Annotated in this window: 6 protein-coding genes; all 6 read left to right on the top strand. The window is 73.9% G+C overall.

Annotated elements, in window-relative coordinates; all coding sequences use genetic code 11:
* The first annotated feature begins 4 nt into the window (after positions 1 to 4).
* The 6 genes from ABZ873_RS22000 (at position 5) to ABZ873_RS21975 (ending at position 17790) form a co-directional block, all read left to right on the top strand.
* Entirely contained in the window at positions 5 to 1096 is a 1092-nt protein-coding gene (locus tag ABZ873_RS22000; protein ID WP_360874701.1) for an iron ABC transporter permease, read from the top strand.
* Positions 1097 to 1199: 103 nt separating this feature from the next.
* Positions 1200 to 2039 carry an ABC transporter ATP-binding protein gene (locus tag ABZ873_RS21995; protein WP_360874638.1) on the top strand — a complete coding sequence of 280 codons (840 nt, stop codon included), beginning with the start codon at positions 1200 to 1202 and terminating at the stop codon, positions 2037 to 2039.
* Between the two features lie 113 nt (positions 2040 to 2152).
* Positions 2153 to 3211: an iron-siderophore ABC transporter substrate-binding protein gene (locus tag ABZ873_RS21990; protein ID WP_360874635.1), complete on the top strand. Its 1059-nt coding sequence runs from the start codon at positions 2153 to 2155 to the stop codon at positions 3209 to 3211.
* A gap of 2 nt (positions 3212 to 3213) precedes the next feature.
* Positions 3214 to 5010 (top strand): ABC transporter ATP-binding protein, encoded by a 1797-nt coding sequence (locus tag ABZ873_RS21985; RefSeq protein WP_360874632.1) that lies wholly within the window; start codon positions 3214 to 3216, stop codon positions 5008 to 5010.
* A 98-nt stretch (positions 5011 to 5108) separates the two neighbouring features.
* The gene (locus ABZ873_RS21980; RefSeq protein ID WP_360874630.1) at positions 5109 to 16103 is read left to right on the top strand and encodes an amino acid adenylation domain-containing protein; all 10995 of its coding nucleotides are present in this window, start codon (positions 5109 to 5111) and stop codon (positions 16101 to 16103) included.
* Positions 16090 to 17790, top strand: a complete 1701-nt coding sequence (locus tag ABZ873_RS21975) for an ABC transporter ATP-binding protein (protein WP_360874627.1) — start codon at positions 16090 to 16092, stop codon at positions 17788 to 17790. The genes ABZ873_RS21980 and ABZ873_RS21975 overlap by 14 nt, the downstream gene beginning before the upstream one ends.
* Positions 17791 to 17795 lie beyond the last annotated feature (5 nt).

Below are 17795 nucleotides of genomic sequence, written 5' to 3'. Positions count from 1 at the left end.
CGAGATGAAGACGGCCATCGGGCCGGACGAGGCGCGCACGGCGAGCCCGGCGAAGGCGGGGGTGGCACCGGGCGTACGGCTCGGCCGGGTGTCGTTCGTATGGCGGCCGTGGCCGGCGGCCGTCACCCTGCTGCTCGCGGCGGCGGCCTTCCTGCTGTTCTGCCTGTCCATCGGGGTGGGGGAGTTCCCCATCGGCCTGTCCCGGGTGATCGCCACGGTCCTGGGCGGCGGCGAGCAGGTCGACCAGTTCGTGATCATGGACCTGCGGATGCCACGCGCCCTCGCCGGACTGGTCGTCGGTATCGCGCTCGGTCTGTCCGGGGCCATCACCCAGTCCGTCGCCCGCAATCCGCTGGCCAGCCCGGACATCCTCGGGATCACCGGAGGCGCCGGCGCGGTCGCCGTCTTCCTGGTGACGGTCTCCGGCGGGGCGGCCGCCGCCGTCGTCAACTCCGTGGGCCTGTCGGGCGCCGCCCTCGCGGGTGGTCTCGGGACGGGCCTGCTCGTCTACTTCCTGGCGTGGCGGCGCGGGATCGACGGCTTCCGGCTGATCCTCATCGGCATCTCGGTGAGCGCCGTGATGGAGGCCGTCACGGCCTGGCTGCTGGTCCAGGCCGACATCCGGGACGTGGCCCGCGCGCAGGCGTGGCTGATCGGCTCGCTGGACAACCGCTCCTGGAACGATGTCACCGTCGCGCTGTGGTGCACGGCCGTGCTCGTGGTCGTCGTGGCCGCCGCCGCCTTCCAGTTCAAACCCATGCACCTCGGGGACGAGGTGGCCGCCGGCCTCGGCGTCCGCTACACGGCCGTACGGGCGGTGCTGCTGCTCTGCGCCGTGCTGCTGGCCGGTGTGGCCGTGAGCGCCGCCGGGCCGGTGCCCTTCGTCGCCCTGGTGGCGCCGCAGGTGGCGATGCGGCTGGCGAAATGCCCGACGCCGCCGATGGTTGCCTCGGGCATGGTCGGGGCGCTGCTGCTGCTCGGCGCGGACCTGATCGCCCGTACGGCACTGCCGGTCACCCTCCCGGTCGGTGTGATCACCGCCGCGATCGGCGGCCCCTTCCTCATCTACCTGCTGGTCCGGGCGAACCTGCGCTGACCGCCCCGCCCCGCGACCTCACACCTCAACTCTCCTACCTCACACCTCATACCTCGTGCGTCAGGCTCCCGTGCCTCGCCGCACGCCAACACCGGGGGGACCTGTGGCCGTTCAGCACATCGTCGGGACCGGAGCCGGGACCACCGGCACCGCACGCCTCGCGGCGAGAGGCGTCACCGTCGGGTACGGCGGCCGCAGCGTCATGGACGACCTCCACGTGGAGATCCCGCCTGGGGTGATCACCACGATCATCGGCTCCAACGGCTGCGGGAAGTCCACCCTGCTGCGGACCCTCTCCCGGCTGCTCAAACCGAGCAAGGGCCAGGTCGTGCTGGACGGGGACGACATCGCCACGCTCCGGACCCGGGACGTGGCCAAGAAGCTCGGCCTGCTGCCGCAGACACCCGTGGCACCCGACGGCCTCACCGTGGCCGACCTGGTCGCGCGCGGCCGCCATCCGCACCAGAGCTGGCTGCGCCAGTGGTCCTCCGACGACGCCGCCGTGGTGGAACGGGCCCTGGAGATGACCGGGGTCGCGGATCTGGCCGACCGGCCGGTGGACGCTCTCTCCGGCGGGCAGCGCCAGCGGGTGTGGATCTCGATGACCCTGGCCCAGGGCACCGATCTGCTGCTGCTCGACGAGCCCACCACCTACCTGGACCTGGCGCACGCCATCGACGTGCTCGACCTGGTGGACGATCTGCACGAGTCGGGCTGCACCGTGGTGATGGTCCTCCACGACCTGAACCTGGCCACCCGCTACAGCGACAACCTCGTCGTCATGAAGGCGGGCGCGATCCTGGCCCAGGGGCACCCCCGGGACGTGATCACGGCCGAACTGCTGGAGGACGCCTTCGGGTTGCGCGCCAAGGTCATCGAGGACCCGGTGGGGGACCGGCCGCTGATCGTCCCGATCGGCCGCACCCACGTCCACCTCGGCTGAGCGTACAAAGTTACGTCGGAAGTAAGGCTAGGCTAGCCTCACTTCGGCGCGATAGGGTTTGCCTGCCCTCGGGCGGGAACGGCAATGGATGCCACGAAAGCAAGGGATTGCGGATGCTTCTCCGGCACACGGTACGTACGAACTCCCGGCGGCGAGTGGCGGCGGCACTGTCCGCCGCCGCCCTCGGGGCCGGCCTTCTCGCCGGCTGCGGTTCCGGTTCCACGGACCAGGCGGACAAGAAGAGCGACGGCGGCACGACCGGAGCGGCCGGTACCTTCCCCGCCACCGTCGAGCACGCCTTCGGCACCACCAAGGTGGCCAAGGCCCCCCAGCGGGTCGTCTCCGTCGGATACACCGACGACCAGGCCATCCTGGCCCTCGGCATCAAGCCCGTCGGCATGGTCGACCAGTACCCGAACCCGCCCGGCACCTCCCCCGACATCAACACCCAGTGGCCCTGGACCAAGGACAAGTGGGGGGACACCCGCCCCGAGGTCGTCATGAACAACGGCGACACCGGCCCCAACTACGAGAAGATCGCCGCCCTGCGCCCCGACCTGATCATCGCGGTGTACTCCGAGATCGACCAGGCCGCCTACGACAAGCTCTCCAAGATCGCCCCGACCGTCGGCCGGACCAAGGCCGAGAAGGAGCCGTTCAGCGCCCCCTGGCAGGACAACGCCCTGCACATCTCCAAGGCGCTCGGCCAGGAGGCCAAGGGCGCCGAGCTGGTCAAGGGCATCCAGGACAAGATGGACGCGGCCAAGAAGGCGCACCCGGACTTCGCCAACCAGACCGCCGTCGCGCTCTCCTGGTACAAGGACTCCGTCGCCCCCTTCACCACCACCGACGTACGCGGCCGCCTCATCACCGGCATCGGCTACAAGGGCCAGACCGAGATCGACAAGATCGCGGACGGCAAGTTCTACACCACGCTCTCGCCCGAGCGCATGGACCTCGTCGACGTCGACCGCATCTTCGTCGTCGCCGACAAGGCCGACCAGGAGTCCCTCAAGAAGTTCGAACTCTTCACCAACCTGAACGCGGTGAAGAACGGCAAGGTCTCCTACCTCCTGGACAGCGAGGGTCCCGCCGTCGGCGCCGCCATGTCCCAGGGCACCCTGCTCTCCCTGCCCTACGCCGTCGACGAGCTCGTCAAGTCGGCCGGTTAGGTGTGAGCACCGCCGACACGCGCGTCGCCCCGCCGACGTCCACCCTGCGCACGACCACCGGACGCGAGGCCGCCCGCTGGGTCGCGGCACACTGCCGCGAAGTGCCCTGGCTGACGTCCGCCACCGTGCTGACGACGATCGGCGGGGCGGCACTCCAGGTCCTGCCGCTGCTCCTGCTCGGCCGGGTCGTGGACGCGGTGGTCGCGGGCGGCCCCCGCTCCGTCCTGGTCAGCACCGGGATCCTGATGGTGGCCGCCGCGCTCCTCGGCGCGGCGGCCACCGCCCTGTCCACCTACCTGGTCGGACGGCTCGGCGCGGACCTGCTCGCCCGGCTGCGCGAAGGCGCCGTCCGCGCGGTGCTCGGCATGCCGAGCGCGCGCGTCGAGCAGGTCGGGCGGGGCGACGTACTCTCCCGGGTCGGTGACGACGTCGCCGTGCTGTCCCGGGGCATCCGCACGGCCGTCCCCACCGTGTTCTCGGCGGGCGTGCTCGTCGTCATCGCCACCCTCGGCATGTTCGGCCTGGACTGGCGCCTCGGCCTGGCCGGCGCCGGCGCCCTGCCCGCCTACGCCCTCGCCCTGCGCTGGTACCTGCCGCGCTCCGCCCCGCTCTACCGCAGGCAGCGCGCCGTCCAGGCGGACCGCGCGCAGGCCCTGATCAGCGGCCTCAACGGAATCGACACGGTCCGCGCCTACCGCCTCGAAGGCGCCGTCCGCGACAAGGTCACCACGGAGTCCTGGCGGGTACGCGAGCTGGGCATCGAGGTGTTCCGGCTCTTCGGCCGGTTCGTCGGCCGGGAGAACCGGGCCGAGTTCATCGGGCTGGTCCTGATCATCCTGGTGGGATACGCCCTGCTCGAAGCGGACGCCGCCACCCTCGGCGAGGTCTCCGCGGCCCCGCTGCTGTTCCACCGGCTGTTCACCCCGCTCGGCTCCATCATGTTCACCTTCGACGAGGCGCAGAAGTCCGGCGCCAGCCTGACCCGGCTGGTCGGGGTGCTGGGCGAGGCCGCGGAGGACCGCCTGGTGGGCACCCCGGCGGGCGAGCCGCCGGCCGGGACGACCCCGTACCCGGTGACCGTGAAGGGCCTCACCTTCGCCTACCCGGACACCGACGAACCGGTCCTGCACGACGTGGACCTGATGATCCCGGCGGGCGGCTCCCTCGCCCTCGTCGGGGCCACCGGCGCCGGGAAGTCCACCCTCGCGGCCCTCATCGCCGGTATCGGCACCCCGCAGGCCGGATCCGTCCGCGTCGGCCCGCACGACCTCGCGGACCTGGACGAGGCCGGGGCACGGGAGATGGTGAGCATCCTGACCCAGGAGACCCATGTGTTCTCCGGCCCGCTCGCGGACGACCTGCGGCTGGCCGCCCCCGAGGCCACCGACGCCGAACTGACCGACGCCCTGCGCACGGTCGGCGCCGACGGATGGGTCGAGGGCCTGCCCGACGGCCTGCGGACCGCCGTCGGTGAGGGCGGCGAACGCCTGGACGTCACCAAGGTCGCCCAGATCGCCCTGGCCCGGCTGGTGCTGGGCCGCACCCCGGTGGTGGTGCTCGACGAGTCCACCGCCGAGGCGGGCAGCGAGGGCGCCGCCGAGCTGGAGCGGGCCGTCCTCGCCGCCTGCGCCGGCCGGACCACCCTGTTCGTGGCCCACCGGCTCACGCAGGCGATGGCGGCCGACCGGATCGCCGTACTGGACGCCGGACGCGTCGTCGAACAGGGCACCCACGAGGCGCTGGTCGCCCTGGGCGGCCGGTACGCGCGCCTGTGGCGCGCTTGGCGCGAGGGCGGCTAGGCAGAACCGACTCCAGGACCTCCGCAGCACCCGCATCCCCGCGCCACCCCGCATTCCGCTGGACAACCCGCTGATCTGGAAAGGGCGTTGAGTCTTCGATGACGGAACCGACCGCTCGGCTCGTGCGGCTTACCCCCACCCGCCTCGACGGGATGCGCCGCAGAACCGGTGACCACGGAGACCGGACCCTCGCCGAGGCGTGCTCGATCGGGCTGGCGTACTGGGCCACCGGCCGCGGCCCCGAGGGCCTGGAGCTCACCCCCGCCACCCCCTTCACCGACGTGCTCGCGGCCGTACGCGCCGGAGCCGCCGCGGACACCGGCTGGGAGGTCGGCGCCGACGACCGCAGCATCACCGTCCCCGAGGGGGTCGCCCCCGACGAGGCACAGCTCGCCCTCGACGACCTCGCGGACTTCCCCGACCGGCCTCTCGGCACCATCGCCCCCGGCGACCCGGCCGCCCGGCTCGCGGCCCTGGCCCGCTGGAACGACACCACCGCGGAGCGGGACCGCCCGACGGTTGTCGAGATGTTCCGCGAGCAGGCCCGTATCCGGCCCGACGCGGTCGCCGTCGTGGACGAGCACCGTTCCCTGACCTACCGCCAGGCCGCCGAGCTGTCCGGCCGGCTCGCCCGCCATCTGCTCGACCGGGGGATCACCGCCGAACAGGTCGTCGGGATCTCTCTCGGCCGCTCCGCCGAGATGGTGATCGGCCTGCTCGGCGTGCTCCAGGCCGGGGCCGCCTTCGTACCGCTCGACCCGCAGTGGCCCGCCGCCCGCCGCGCCGTCGTCATCGAGGACGCCGGGGTCGTCCTCCAGCTCAACAGCTCCGGCGCGCACGACCCCGGCGAACCCGAGGCCGTCCCCGTCGACCTCGGCGCCTGGACGTTCGACGCCGACCCGGGCGAGGACATCCCGGTCACCGTGCCCGGCGCCGCCCTCGCCTACGTCATCTTCACCTCCGGCTCCACCGGCCGCCCCAAGGGCGCCATGATCCGGCACGAGGCGATCAGCGAACGCCTGCTCTGGCAGTCCCGCGAGATCCTGGGCTTCGGCACCGACGACGCCTCCCTGTTCAAGGCCCCGCTGTCCTTCGACATCTCCATCAACGAGATCTTCCTCCCACTCGTCTCCGGCGGCCGGCTGGTCGTCCTGCGCCCCGGCGGCGAACGCGACCCGCACCACCTGCTCAGCGTCATCGCCGAACAGGGGGTCACCTTCACCTACCTGGTCTCGTCCATGCTCGACGTCCTGCTGGAGATCGCGGGCGACTCCGGACGCCTGGACAGCCTGCGGCACGTGTGGTGCGGCGGAGAGGTGCTGACCCCGGAGCTGTACGAACGGTTCCGCACCCGGCTCGGCATACCCATGTACCACGGCTACGGCCCCGCCGAGACGACCATCGGCGTCTCCCACGTCATCTACCGCGGCGCCGCCGAACGCCTGTCGACCTCCATCGGCCGCGCCAACCCCAACACCCAGCTGTACGTACTCGACGACGCCCTGCGCCCCGTCCCCGTCGGCGTCGGCGGCGAGCTGTACGTGGGCGGTTTCCTCCTCGGCCGCGGCTACGCGGGCGCCCCCGGCCTGACCGCCTCCCGCTTCGTCGCCAACCCCTTCGCGGACGACGGATCCCGGCTCTACCGCACCGGCGACCTGGCCCGCTACGCCCCCGACGGCTCCCTGGACTTCCTCGGCCGCGCCGACAACCAGATCAAGATCCGCGGTATGCGCCTGGAGACCGAGGACGTCGAAGCCGGCCTAGCCGAGCACCCCGAGGTCCGCCACACCTGCGTCGTCGCCCGCACCAACACGGCCGGAGGCACCTACCTGGTGGGGTACGTCATCCCCACCGCCGGGAGCGAGGACCTGCGGGCGGAGGAGGTCCGCGCCTGGGCCGCCGCCCACATGGTGGAGTACATGGTGCCCGCCCATGTCGTGGTCATGAAGGAGTTCCCCCTCACCGCGAACGGCAAGCTCGACCGCGCCGCGCTCCCCGAGCCCGACACCACGACCGGCCCGCTGCGGGCCCCGGCCACCGAGCACGAACGGCTCGTCTGCACGGCCGTCGCCACCCTGCTCCGGCTGGACGAGGTGGGCGCCGACCAGGACTTCTTCAAGCTCGGCGGCGACAGCCTGCTGGCGATCTCCCTGCTCAGCGCCCTGCGCGAGGTGGGACTGCATGTCACCCCGCGCCAGATCTTCCACCACAGCGTCCTCGGGGCCCTGGCGGCCGTGGCCGGCCGCGAGGACCCGGCGGCCCTGGACCACGGCGACGTCCCCACCGGCTCCGTCACCGGATCCCCGGTCCTGCGCTGGCTCGGGGAGACCACGGACCACGTCGACGGCTTCGTGCAGTCGGTGGTGCTCAACACCCCCGCCGACCTCACCCCGGACGCCCTGGACGGGATCCTGAGCGCGCTGCTCGCCCGGCACGACATGCTGCGGGCCCGGCTGGTGCGCGGAGACCGGTGGAGCTTCGAGATCCCGCCCCCGGAGCAGGACCCGGACCGGGCGCGGGAGCGGGGCCGGTCCTGCTGGCAGGAGAGCGCCGGCCCGCTCGACGCCTGCGTGGCCCTGGCCACCGAGGGCCTGGACCCGGAGGACGGCGTCATGCTGCGGGCCGTCTGGCGCCGCGCCGCCCGGCAGCTGGTCCTGGCCGCCCACCATGTCGTGGTCGACGGGGTGTCCTGGCGGATCATCATGGAGGACCTGGCCACCGCCTGGCGGCGCTCCGCCGCGCACGAGCCGGTCGAACTTCCTTCCACCGGAACCTCGTTCCGGCGCTGGACCCAGTTACTGGAACGCACCCCCTTCGACGCCGACCTCCCCTCCTTCCGGCGCCCGCTCCCCGCACCCGACGCCCCGCTGGGCCGGCGGCCCCTGAGCGCGGAGGACACCGTGGCCCGCGAGCGGACCACCACCGTGTCCGTCGGCCCCGACACCACGGCCGCCCTGCTCGGGGAGGTCCCCGCGCGCTTCCACGCCGGGGCCAACGACGTGCTGCTGACCGCGCTCGCCGTGGCCCTCGCCCGGTGGCGCCGCGACCGCGGGCACGAGCAGACGTATTCCCTCGTCGAACTCGAAGGCCACGGCCGCGAACCGCATCTCGTGGCCGCCGCCACCGGCGTCGAGCCCGAACTCTCGCGCACCGTCGGCTGGTTCACCACCCTCTTCCCGGTGACCGTGGACCCCGGCCCCGCGGACGACCCCACCGCCCCCGCCCACCTGGCCGCCGCCCTCAAGGCCGTCAAGGAGGACCTGGCCCGGGTCCCGGGCAACGGCCTGCCCTACGGCGCCCTGCGCCACCTGCACGGCGCCGGCTTCGACACACCCCCGCCGCAGGTGCTCTTCAACTACCTCGGCCGCTTCGACGCCGGATCCACCGCCGACTGGGAACTCTGCCGCACCACCGGCCAGTTGGGGGAGAAGCGCGACCCGCGCATGCGGCTGCCGCGCGCCCTGGAGTTCAACGCCATCGCCGAGCCCGCCACCGCGGGCGGGTACGAGCTGGTCACCACCGTCTCCTGGCCCGACACCCTCTTCACCGACGAGGACATCGCCACCCTCGGCGGCTACTTCCGCGAGGCCCTGACCGGACTGGCCGCACTCGACGGCGGCGGCCACTCGCCCAGCGACTTCCCCCTGGTGCCGCTCACCCAGGCGGACGTCGACGCCCTCGACGGGCCGGCCCTGCGCGATGTCCTCCCGCTGACCCCGCTCCAGGAGGGCCTGTACTTCCACTCCGTCTTCGACGACGACTCCACCGGCAGCTACGTGGAGCAGCAACTCCTCACCCTGGACGGGGAGGTGGACCCCGAACGGCTCGCCGCCGCGGCCACCCGGCTCCTCGCCCTCTTCCCCAACCTGGCCGCCCGCTTCACCGCCCTCGCCGACGGGCGCGTGGTCTCCGTCCTGGAGAACGGCGTACGGGCACCCTTCCGCACCCTCGACCGCCCCGGCATGACCGACGAGGAGATCCGCGAGCTGGCCGAGGAGGACCGCCGCACCGGATTCGACCTGGCCACGGGCCCCTTGATGCGGTTCACGCTCGTCCGCGCCGGCGCCGGCCGCGAGGTCCTCGTACAGACCGTGCACCACCTCGTCGCGGACGGCTGGTCGGTACCGCCGATGCTCCGCGCGCTGCTTGCCGAATACCACGCCCCGGGCACCGTCTACCCGGCCGGCGGATTCACCGACTACGTGCGCTGGCTGGCCGGACGCGACGAGGAGGAGAGCGACCGGGTCTGGCGCGCACAGCTCGCCGGACTGCCCGGCCCCTCACTCGTCGCCGAGGGCCACACCCCCTCCGACCGCTTCGCGGACACCGCGACCGAGCCGGCGCCCGGCACCGACGCCGCCGTCCGCGAGGCGGGCGTCCCCCTGAGCGTGGCCGTGCACAGCGCCTGGGCCGTCACCCTCGGCGGGCTCCTGCCCGGCCGGGACCTCGTCCTCGGCTCCACCGTCTCCGGCCGTGACGCGGACGTGCCCGGCATCCAGGACATGGTCGGCCTGTTCATCAACACCATCCCGGTACGGGCCCGTTGGACACCGGGAACCACCGCCCGCGACCTGCTCGCCTCGGTACGCGAGCACCAGAGCGCGGTCCTCGCCCACCAGCACGTCTCCCTCGCCCGCACCGGCCGCCTCGCGGGCGCCACCGGACCGCTGTTCGACACCCTGGTGGTCTTCGACGTCGCCACCGACATCGCCGCGCTCCGCGAGCCCGGCCACACCCTGGCCGTCACCTCCGTCGCCAACGAGGGCGCCCCGCACTACCCGTTGACCCTGGTCGTGGAGCGCACCGCCGAAGGCCGCCCGCGCTTCAACCTGATCTACGACACGGCCCTGCTGCGGGAGACCGGAGCCCGCCGGATCCTGGAGCGGTTCACCCGCACCCTCGACCGGCTCCTCACCCACCCCGACGCCCCCGTCGACGAGCTCGCCCTCGACCCGGCCCGGCGCCACGCCCCCGTCGCCCCCACCACCCTGGACGCCCTCTTCGACGCCGCCGCCGGGCGCGATCCCGCCGCCACCGCCGTCACCCGCTGCGACCTCGACGGCGGCTCCCGCTCCCTGACCTACGGCGAACTCGCGGACGCCAAGCAGGCCCTGGCCGCCCGGCTGCGCGCCGCCGGGGTCCGTCCCGGCGAACGGGTCGCCGTCGCCCTGCCGCGCTCGCTCGACCAGGTCGTCGCCCTGGTCGCCGCCGTCACCGCCGGCGGCGCCTACGTCCCCCTGGACCTGGCCTACCCGGACGAACGGCTGGAGTACGTGCTCACCGACGCGGCCCCCCGCGTCGTGCTCGTCGGCCGCGAGCAGCGCGACCGCTTCGCCGGGCTGCTCGCACGGACCGGCTCGGGCGCGCGGCTGCTCGTACTGGAGGACAGCGCCGAGGACCCGCCGTACGAGGCACCCCACGCGGCCGTGCGGGCGACCGGGCCGCAGGACCCCGCCTACGTCATCTACACCTCCGGCTCCACCGGCCGGCCCAAGGGCGTCGTCGTCCCGCACTCCAGCGTGGTGGCCCTGCTCGCGCGGACACGGCCCGCCATGGACTTCGGCCCCGACGACATCTGGGTGCAGTTCCACTCCTACTCCTTCGACTTCGCCGTCTGGGAGCTGTGGGGAGCCCTGGCACACGGCGCCGAACTGCTCCTCCCCGAGTACGCGCTGACCCGCTCCCCGGTCGACTTCCACCGGCTGGTCCGCGAGCGCGGGGTGACCGTGCTCAACCAGACGCCCTCCGCCTTCCACCAGTTCATCGAGGCCGACCGGCAGGCCGGCGGCCCGCCGCTGCCCGCGCTGCGCCGGATCGTCTTCGGCGGGGAGGCCCTGGACCCCGCCCGGCTGCGCGGCTGGGTGGAACGGCACGGCACCGACGCGCCCCGGCTCGTCAACATGTACGGGATCACCGAGACCACCGTCCACGTCACCCACCGGGTCCTCACCGGCGAGGACTTCACCCGCGAGGACGAGGCCAGCCCGATCGGGGAGCCCATCCCCGGGCTGCTCACCCACCTCCTCGACGAGCGGCTGCGGCCCGTACCGCCCGGCCGCGTGGGCGCGGTCTACGTGTCCGGGGACCAGGTCTCGCTCGGCTACCTGGGCCGGGCGGCCCTCACCGCGAGCCGCTTCGTGGCCGACCCCTTCGCCGCCGACGGTTCCCGCATGTACCACACGGGCGACCTGGCCCGCCGGACGCTGGACGGCGAGCTGGAGTTCATCGGCCGCGCCGACGACCAGGTGCAGCTCAAGGGCTTCCGCATCGAGCCGGGCGAGGTGGAGGCCGCCCTCCGCGGCCTCGACGGCGTGACCGACGCGGCCGTCACCGTCGCGGACAGCGCCGACCACCTCGTCGCCCATGTCGTCGGCACCGCACCCGCCGACCTCACCGCGCTGCTCGCCGCCCGGCTGCCCGCGCACATGGTGCCCGGCCGGATCCTCACCACCGAGGCCCTGCCGCTCACCGTCAACGGCAAGCTCGACCGCAAGGCCCTGGCCGAACGGGCCCGCACCCAGCGCCCCGAGGAGCCCGCCGCCCCCGCCGGGCCGACCGCACCGGTCGCGGAGGGGCCCGCCCTCACCGCGCTCGCCGCGCTCACCGCCCTGACCGAGATCTTCGCCGAGACCCTGCCCGGCACCGCCGTCGACGCCGACAGCGACTTCTTCCGGGCCGGCGGCGACAGCATCCTCGCGATCACCGTCGTCAACCGCGCCCGCGCCCTCGGCCTGCGCATCGCCCCGCGCGAGGTGTTCCTGCTGCGAACCCCCCGCGCCCTCGCCGCGCACCTGGCCACCGCCGCCCCGCCCGAAGCCGTACCCGCGCCCGCGCCCGGGACCGACGCCGCGCCGCCCGCCGAGGGCCCGCTCACGCCGACCCCGATCATCCTGCGCCAGCGCCTGCTCGGCGGCTCCCTCGCCCGGTTCGCGCAGGCCCGCACCCTGGCCGCCGCCGAGGGCACCGGCTTCGCCGACGCCGAGCGGGCCGCCCATGCCGTGGTCGCCGCCCACCCCGTCCTGCGGCTGCGGCTGCGCGTCGAGCACGGCGTGTGGTCGCTGCGTACCGGCCCCGCCCGCCCCGCCACCGTGCTCCGCACCGGCACCGCCGACCCGGCCGCCGCGGCGAACGAGGCCGCCGGACGGCTCGACCCCGAAGCCGGGGAGGTCATCGCCTTCACCTGGCTGGAACCCAGCCGCACCCTCGTGGTCACCGCCCACCACCTCGCCGTGGACGCCGTCTCCTGGCTGATCCTCCTCGACGACCTCGCCACCGCCCTGCGCGGCGGCACCCTCCCGCCCCCGACCACCTCCTACACCGCCTACGCCGAAGCCCTCGCCACCGGAGCCGCCCACCTCACCGACGACCTCGGCCCCTGGATCACCACCCTCCAGGCGCCCCCGCTGCTCCCCGCCGTCCGCGGGAGCCGCGAGACCACCGCGGTGCTCCCGCCCGCGGTGAGCGAGCTCGTGACCCGTACGGCGCCCTCCGCGCTCGGCGTGGACCTCACCGAGCTGCTGTGCGGAGCCCTGCGCACCGCCCTCACCCGCATCCAGTCCGACCCCACCGACCTCGCGATCGACCTGGAGCGGCACGGCCGGGTCCCGGCCCGCCCCGGCCACGACTACACCCGTACCGTCGGCTGGTTCACCGCGATCGCGCCCGTCCGGCTCACCGCGCACACCGACCCGGTGGCCGCCGCCCGCGAGGCCGCCGGGCGCAGGGCGGACGAGCGCGCGCACGTGGCGTACGGACAGCTGCGCCACCTCCACCCGCAGGCCGCGCCGCTGCTGGCGGCCCAGCCGCAGGTGCTGTTCAACTACCTCGGCCGGGGCGGCGAATCCCAGGTCCCGCAGATCACCGGCACCGACCCGGCCGGCCCGTACGCCGTCGAGGTCAACGCCTGGACCGACGCCGCCACCGGCAGCCTGCACGCCGCCTTCATCCTCGCCGACGGGGTGCCCGAGGAGATCACCGGGCACTGGCTGCGCGCCCTGGAACAGCTCGCGGAGGCCGCCGGCACGGCCGAGCGCACGGCCCCCGTCACCCCCCTCCAGCGCGGCCTGTTCTTCCAGGCCCAGCTGGCCGGGCCGGCCGGGCACTACGTCGCCCAGAGCTGGTTCACCTTCGACCGCCGCCTGGACACCGGCGCGCTGGCCGAGGCCATGGCCTGGGTGACCGGCCGGCATCCGGCGGTGGGCGCCGGATTCGCCACCGACGAGCGCGGCGACCCGGTCCAGGTCCTCGCCGCCGGCCGGCGGGTCCCCGTCCGCACGCTCACCGTGGCCTCCGAGGAGGAGGTCGACGGCATCCTCGCCCGGGACCGCGACACCGGATTCGACCCGGGCGAGCCGCCGCTGATCCGGCTGACCGTCCTCCGGCTGCCCGACGGCCGCGACGGGCTGCTCCTCAGCTACCACCTGCTGCTGTGGGACGGCTGGTCCCGCGAGCTGGTGCTCCGCGACCTCTTCGACGCCTACGAGGCGGCACGCGCGGGCGAGCTGACCGCCCCGGTCCCGGCCACCCCGGCCTTCGAGGACCACGCGCGGGCGCTCGCCGCCAGGGACCCCGCGCGCTCGGAGCGCTTCTGGGCGGAGCACCTGGCCGGGCTGCCGGGCCCGACCCTGCTCGCCGGGCCGGCGCCCGCCCTCGCCGACGACCTGCCCAGCACCCTCGTCCACCGGCTCTCCGCCGAGGCGTCGCAGCGGCTGCGGGAGGCGGCCCGGACCCACGGCGTCACCCTGAACTCCGTGCTCACCGGCGCCTTCGGCCTCCTGCTGGGCGCCCGCACCGGCCGCTCCGACGCCGTGTTCGGGGTGACCGTCTCCGGCCGCGAGGGCGAGGGCCTGGCCGAGGTGGTCGGCGTCCTGCTCAACACCGTGCCGATGTGGACCCGGCCCCGGCCCGGCGACACCGTCCGCGACTACCTGGCCTCCGTGCAGCGGGCCCGGGTCGAGGCGATGGAGCACGAGCACCTCGGCCTGGGCGAGATCCAGCGGGCCGGCGGGCACGACACCCTCTTCGACAACCTCTTCGTGCTCCAGAACTTCCTGGACATGGACGCCTTCGCCGCGATGAACACCCGCCACGGCATCACCTCCGTCCGGGCCGACGACTCCACCCACTACCCCTTCACCTGGGTGGTCACCCCGGGCGACCGGCTCACCGTCAAACTGGAGTACCGCGACCACGACACCGGGGCCGCCCGCCGGCTCCTCGACGACTACCTGACCGTGCTCGACCACCTGACCCGCTCCACCGGCCCCGTCGGCGCCCTGCCCGGACTCGGGGCGCCGCCCCGCGCGGGCGACCGTACGGACTTCGGCACCGACACCGTCGTGGACCGCTTCGACCGGGCCGCCGACCGGCACCCGGAGCGCGTGGCCCTCGTCGCGGACGGCCGCACCCTCACCTTCGCCCGGCTCCGGGACCGCAGCCGGGCCGTCGCCGGGGTGCTCGCCGCACGCGGCATCGGACCCGGGCGGACCGTGGGGCTCGCCGTCCCGCGCTCCCTCGACTCCCTCGTGGCGCTGTTCGCCGTCCTGCGGACCGGCGCCGCCTACGTCCCGCTGGAGCTGGACCATCCCGACGAGCGGATCGCGGCCATCGTCGCGGACGCCCGCCCCGAGGTGATCCTCACCGTCAGCGCCGTCTCACCCCGGCTGACCGGTGAACTCCTCGAACTGGACCGGCCGTTGCCGGAGGCCGAGCCCTTCGTCACCTTCACCCCCGAGGACCCGCTGCGGCTGCGGCACCCCGCCTACGTCATCTACACCTCCGGCTCCACCGGCCGCCCGAAGGGCGTGGTCACCGAGTACGCCGGGCTCACCAACATGCTCGTCAACCACCGGCGCCGCATCTTCGAACCCGTCCTCGCCGACCACGGCCACCGCGTCTTCCGTATCGCCCACACCGTCTCCTTCGCCTTCGACATGTCGTGGGAGGAACTGCTCTGGCTCGCGGACGGCCACGAGGTGCACATCTGCGACGAGGAACTGCGCCGCGACGCACCCCGGCTGGTGGAGTACTGCCTGCGCAACGCCATCGACGTCATCAACGTGACGCCGACGTACGCGCAGCAACTCCTCGCCGAGGGACTGCTCGACGACCCCGGACGGCGCCCCCCGCTGGTCCTCCTCGGCGGTGAGGCCGTCACCCCCACGCTCTGGCAGCGCCTCGCGGACACCCCGGGCACCGTCGGCTACAACCTGTACGGGCCCACCGAGTACACGATCAACACCCTCGGCGTGGGCACCTTCGAATGCCAGGACCCGGTGGTCGGCGTCCCCATCGACAACACTGACGTGTACGTCCTCGACCCCTGGCTGCGGCCCGTCCCCGACGGGGTCCCCGGCGAGCTCCACGTCTCCGGCGCCGGCATCGCCCGCGGCTACCTGGGCCAGCACGCGCAGACCGCCCACCGGTTCGTCGCCTGCCCCTTCGGCGCCCCCGGCGAGCGGATGTACCGTACGGGCGACCTGGTGCTGCGGCGGCCCGACGGGAACCTGATGTACCTCGGGCGCACCGACCAGCAGGTGAAGATCCGCGGCCACCGCGTCGAACTCGGCGAGGTGGAGGCCGCGTTCGCCGCGCACCCCGCCGTGCGCTTCGCCGCCGCCGTCGCCCAGCCCGACCCGCAGGTGGACGGGGCGTACCGGCTCGCCGCCTACCTGGTGCTGGCGGACGCCGAACTGGCCGACGTGGCCGCCGAGGTGGGCGCCGCGCTGCCGGACTTCCTGCGCCCCACCCACTACGCCCGGGTGGACGCGATCCCGCTCACGGTCAACGGCAAGGCCGACACCAAGGCCCTGCCCGAGGCCCGCCCGCTGGGCGCGCTGACCACGGCGGGGGAGCGGGGACCGGAGACGGAGACCGAAACGGCCGTCTGCGAGTTCTTCGCCGAAGCCCTCGACCTGGACGAGGACGAGGTGAGCGCCGTGAGCGACTTCCTCGCCCTCGGCGGCCACTCCATGCTGGCGGTACGGCTCATCGGCCTGCTCCGCCGCGAGTACGGTCCAGTGATCACCATCCGCGACCTGTTCACCCTGCGCACCCCGGAAGCGATTGCCCGCCACCTCGATGACAACTCCTGACACGCAGCGGCCCCGCACGGGGTCCGACATCCTCCGCACCGCCCTGCGCCGCAACGTCGGCGCCATGACCGGGGGCACCGTCCTCATGGGCCTCTACCAGGCCGGTGAGACCGCCTTCCCCATCGCGCTCGGCCTGATCGTCGAGCACGCCCTCCAGGAGCGGGGCTTCGACGCGCTCGGCGTGTCGATCGCCGCGCTGGCCGTCATCATCACGACGGTCTCGCTGTCCTGGCGCTTCGGCATGCGCATCCTCCAGAGGGCCAACACCACCGAGGCCCACCGCTGGCGGGTGCAGGTGGCCGACTGCGGGCTCCAGCCGGTGGCCCGGGACGTCGACCTCAAATCCGGCGAGGTGCTGACCATCGCCACCGAGGACGCCGACCAGACCGCCGACATCATCGAAGTGGTGCCGCTGCTGATCAGCTCACTGGTCGCGGTCCTGGTCGCGGCCGTCGCCCTGGGGCTGGCCGACATCCGGCTCGGTCTGCTCGTGATCGTCGGGACCGTCGCCATCCTGTCGGTCCTGAGCGTGCTGTCCCGGCGCATCGGCTCCAGCACCCGCGAGCAGCAGGCGCGGGTGGCCCGGGCGGGCGCCAAGGTGGCCGACCTGATCACCGGCCTGCGCCCGCTGCACGGTTTCGGCGGCAACCACGCGGCCTTCCGCTCCTACCGGCAGGTCAGCACGGAGGCCAAGCGGCAGGCCGTCACCGTGGCCGTCGTGAACGGCGCCTACGCGGGCACCGCCATGGCCCTCAACGCCGTGCTGGCCGCGTCCGTGACCCTCACGGCCGGCTGGCTGGCCTTCGACGGCCGGATCGGCATCGGTGAACTGGTCATGGCCGTGGGGCTGGCGCAGTTCATCATGGAGCCGCTGAAGATGTTCTCGGACATGCCCAAGTACGTGATGATGGCGCGGGCCTCCGCCGAACGCATGGCCCTGGTCCTGGCCGCGCCCCCGGTCATGACCCCCGGCACCGGCCGCCCGGAGCCCGGCGGCGGCCTGGAGCTCGACGGCGTCCGGTACGGGGAGCTGCGCGGGCTCACCTTCCGGGTGCGGGCGGGGGAGTTCGTGGCGATCGCCGTCTACCGGCCGCGCGCGGCGGCCGACCTGGCGGCGGTCCTGTCCCTGCGGGTCCCGCCCGCCGGGTACGAGGGGCAGGTGCGCGTCGGCGGCCGGGAGATCGCCGGCCTGTCGGTGGAGGAGGTACGGGCCCACCTGCTGGTGAACCCCTACGACGGGGAGATCTTCGCGGGCACCCTGCGCACGAACATCGACCCGCGGGGCACCGGCCGGTCCGTGGACGAGGCCGTGGCGGCCTCGATGCTGACCGATGTGGTCGCCCTGCACCGCGAGGGCCTGGACTACGGGGTCCGCGACCGCGGCGCCAACCTCTCCGGCGGACAGCGCCAGCGCCTCTCACTGGCCCGCGCGCTGGCCGCGGACAGCGAGGTGCTGGTCCTGCACGACCCGACCACGGCGGTGGACGCGGTGACCGAGCAGCTCATCGCGCGCAACCTCGCGGAGCTGCGCCGGGGCCGCACCACCGTGGTGATCACCAGCAGCCCGGCCCTGCTCGACGCGGCCGACCGGGTCCTGGTCCTGGACGAAGGGATCGTCGTCGCCGAGGACACCCACCGCAACCTGCTCGCCACCGACAAGGACTACTGCGTGGCGGTGGCGAGATGAGGCCG

Source organism: Streptomyces sp. NPDC047014 (assembly GCF_040644195.1).
Classification (GTDB): Bacteria; Actinomycetota; Actinomycetes; order Streptomycetales; family Streptomycetaceae; genus Streptomyces.
Note: the sequence above shows the minus strand (reverse complement) of the source record. Positions and strands in the feature narration are given on the sequence as shown.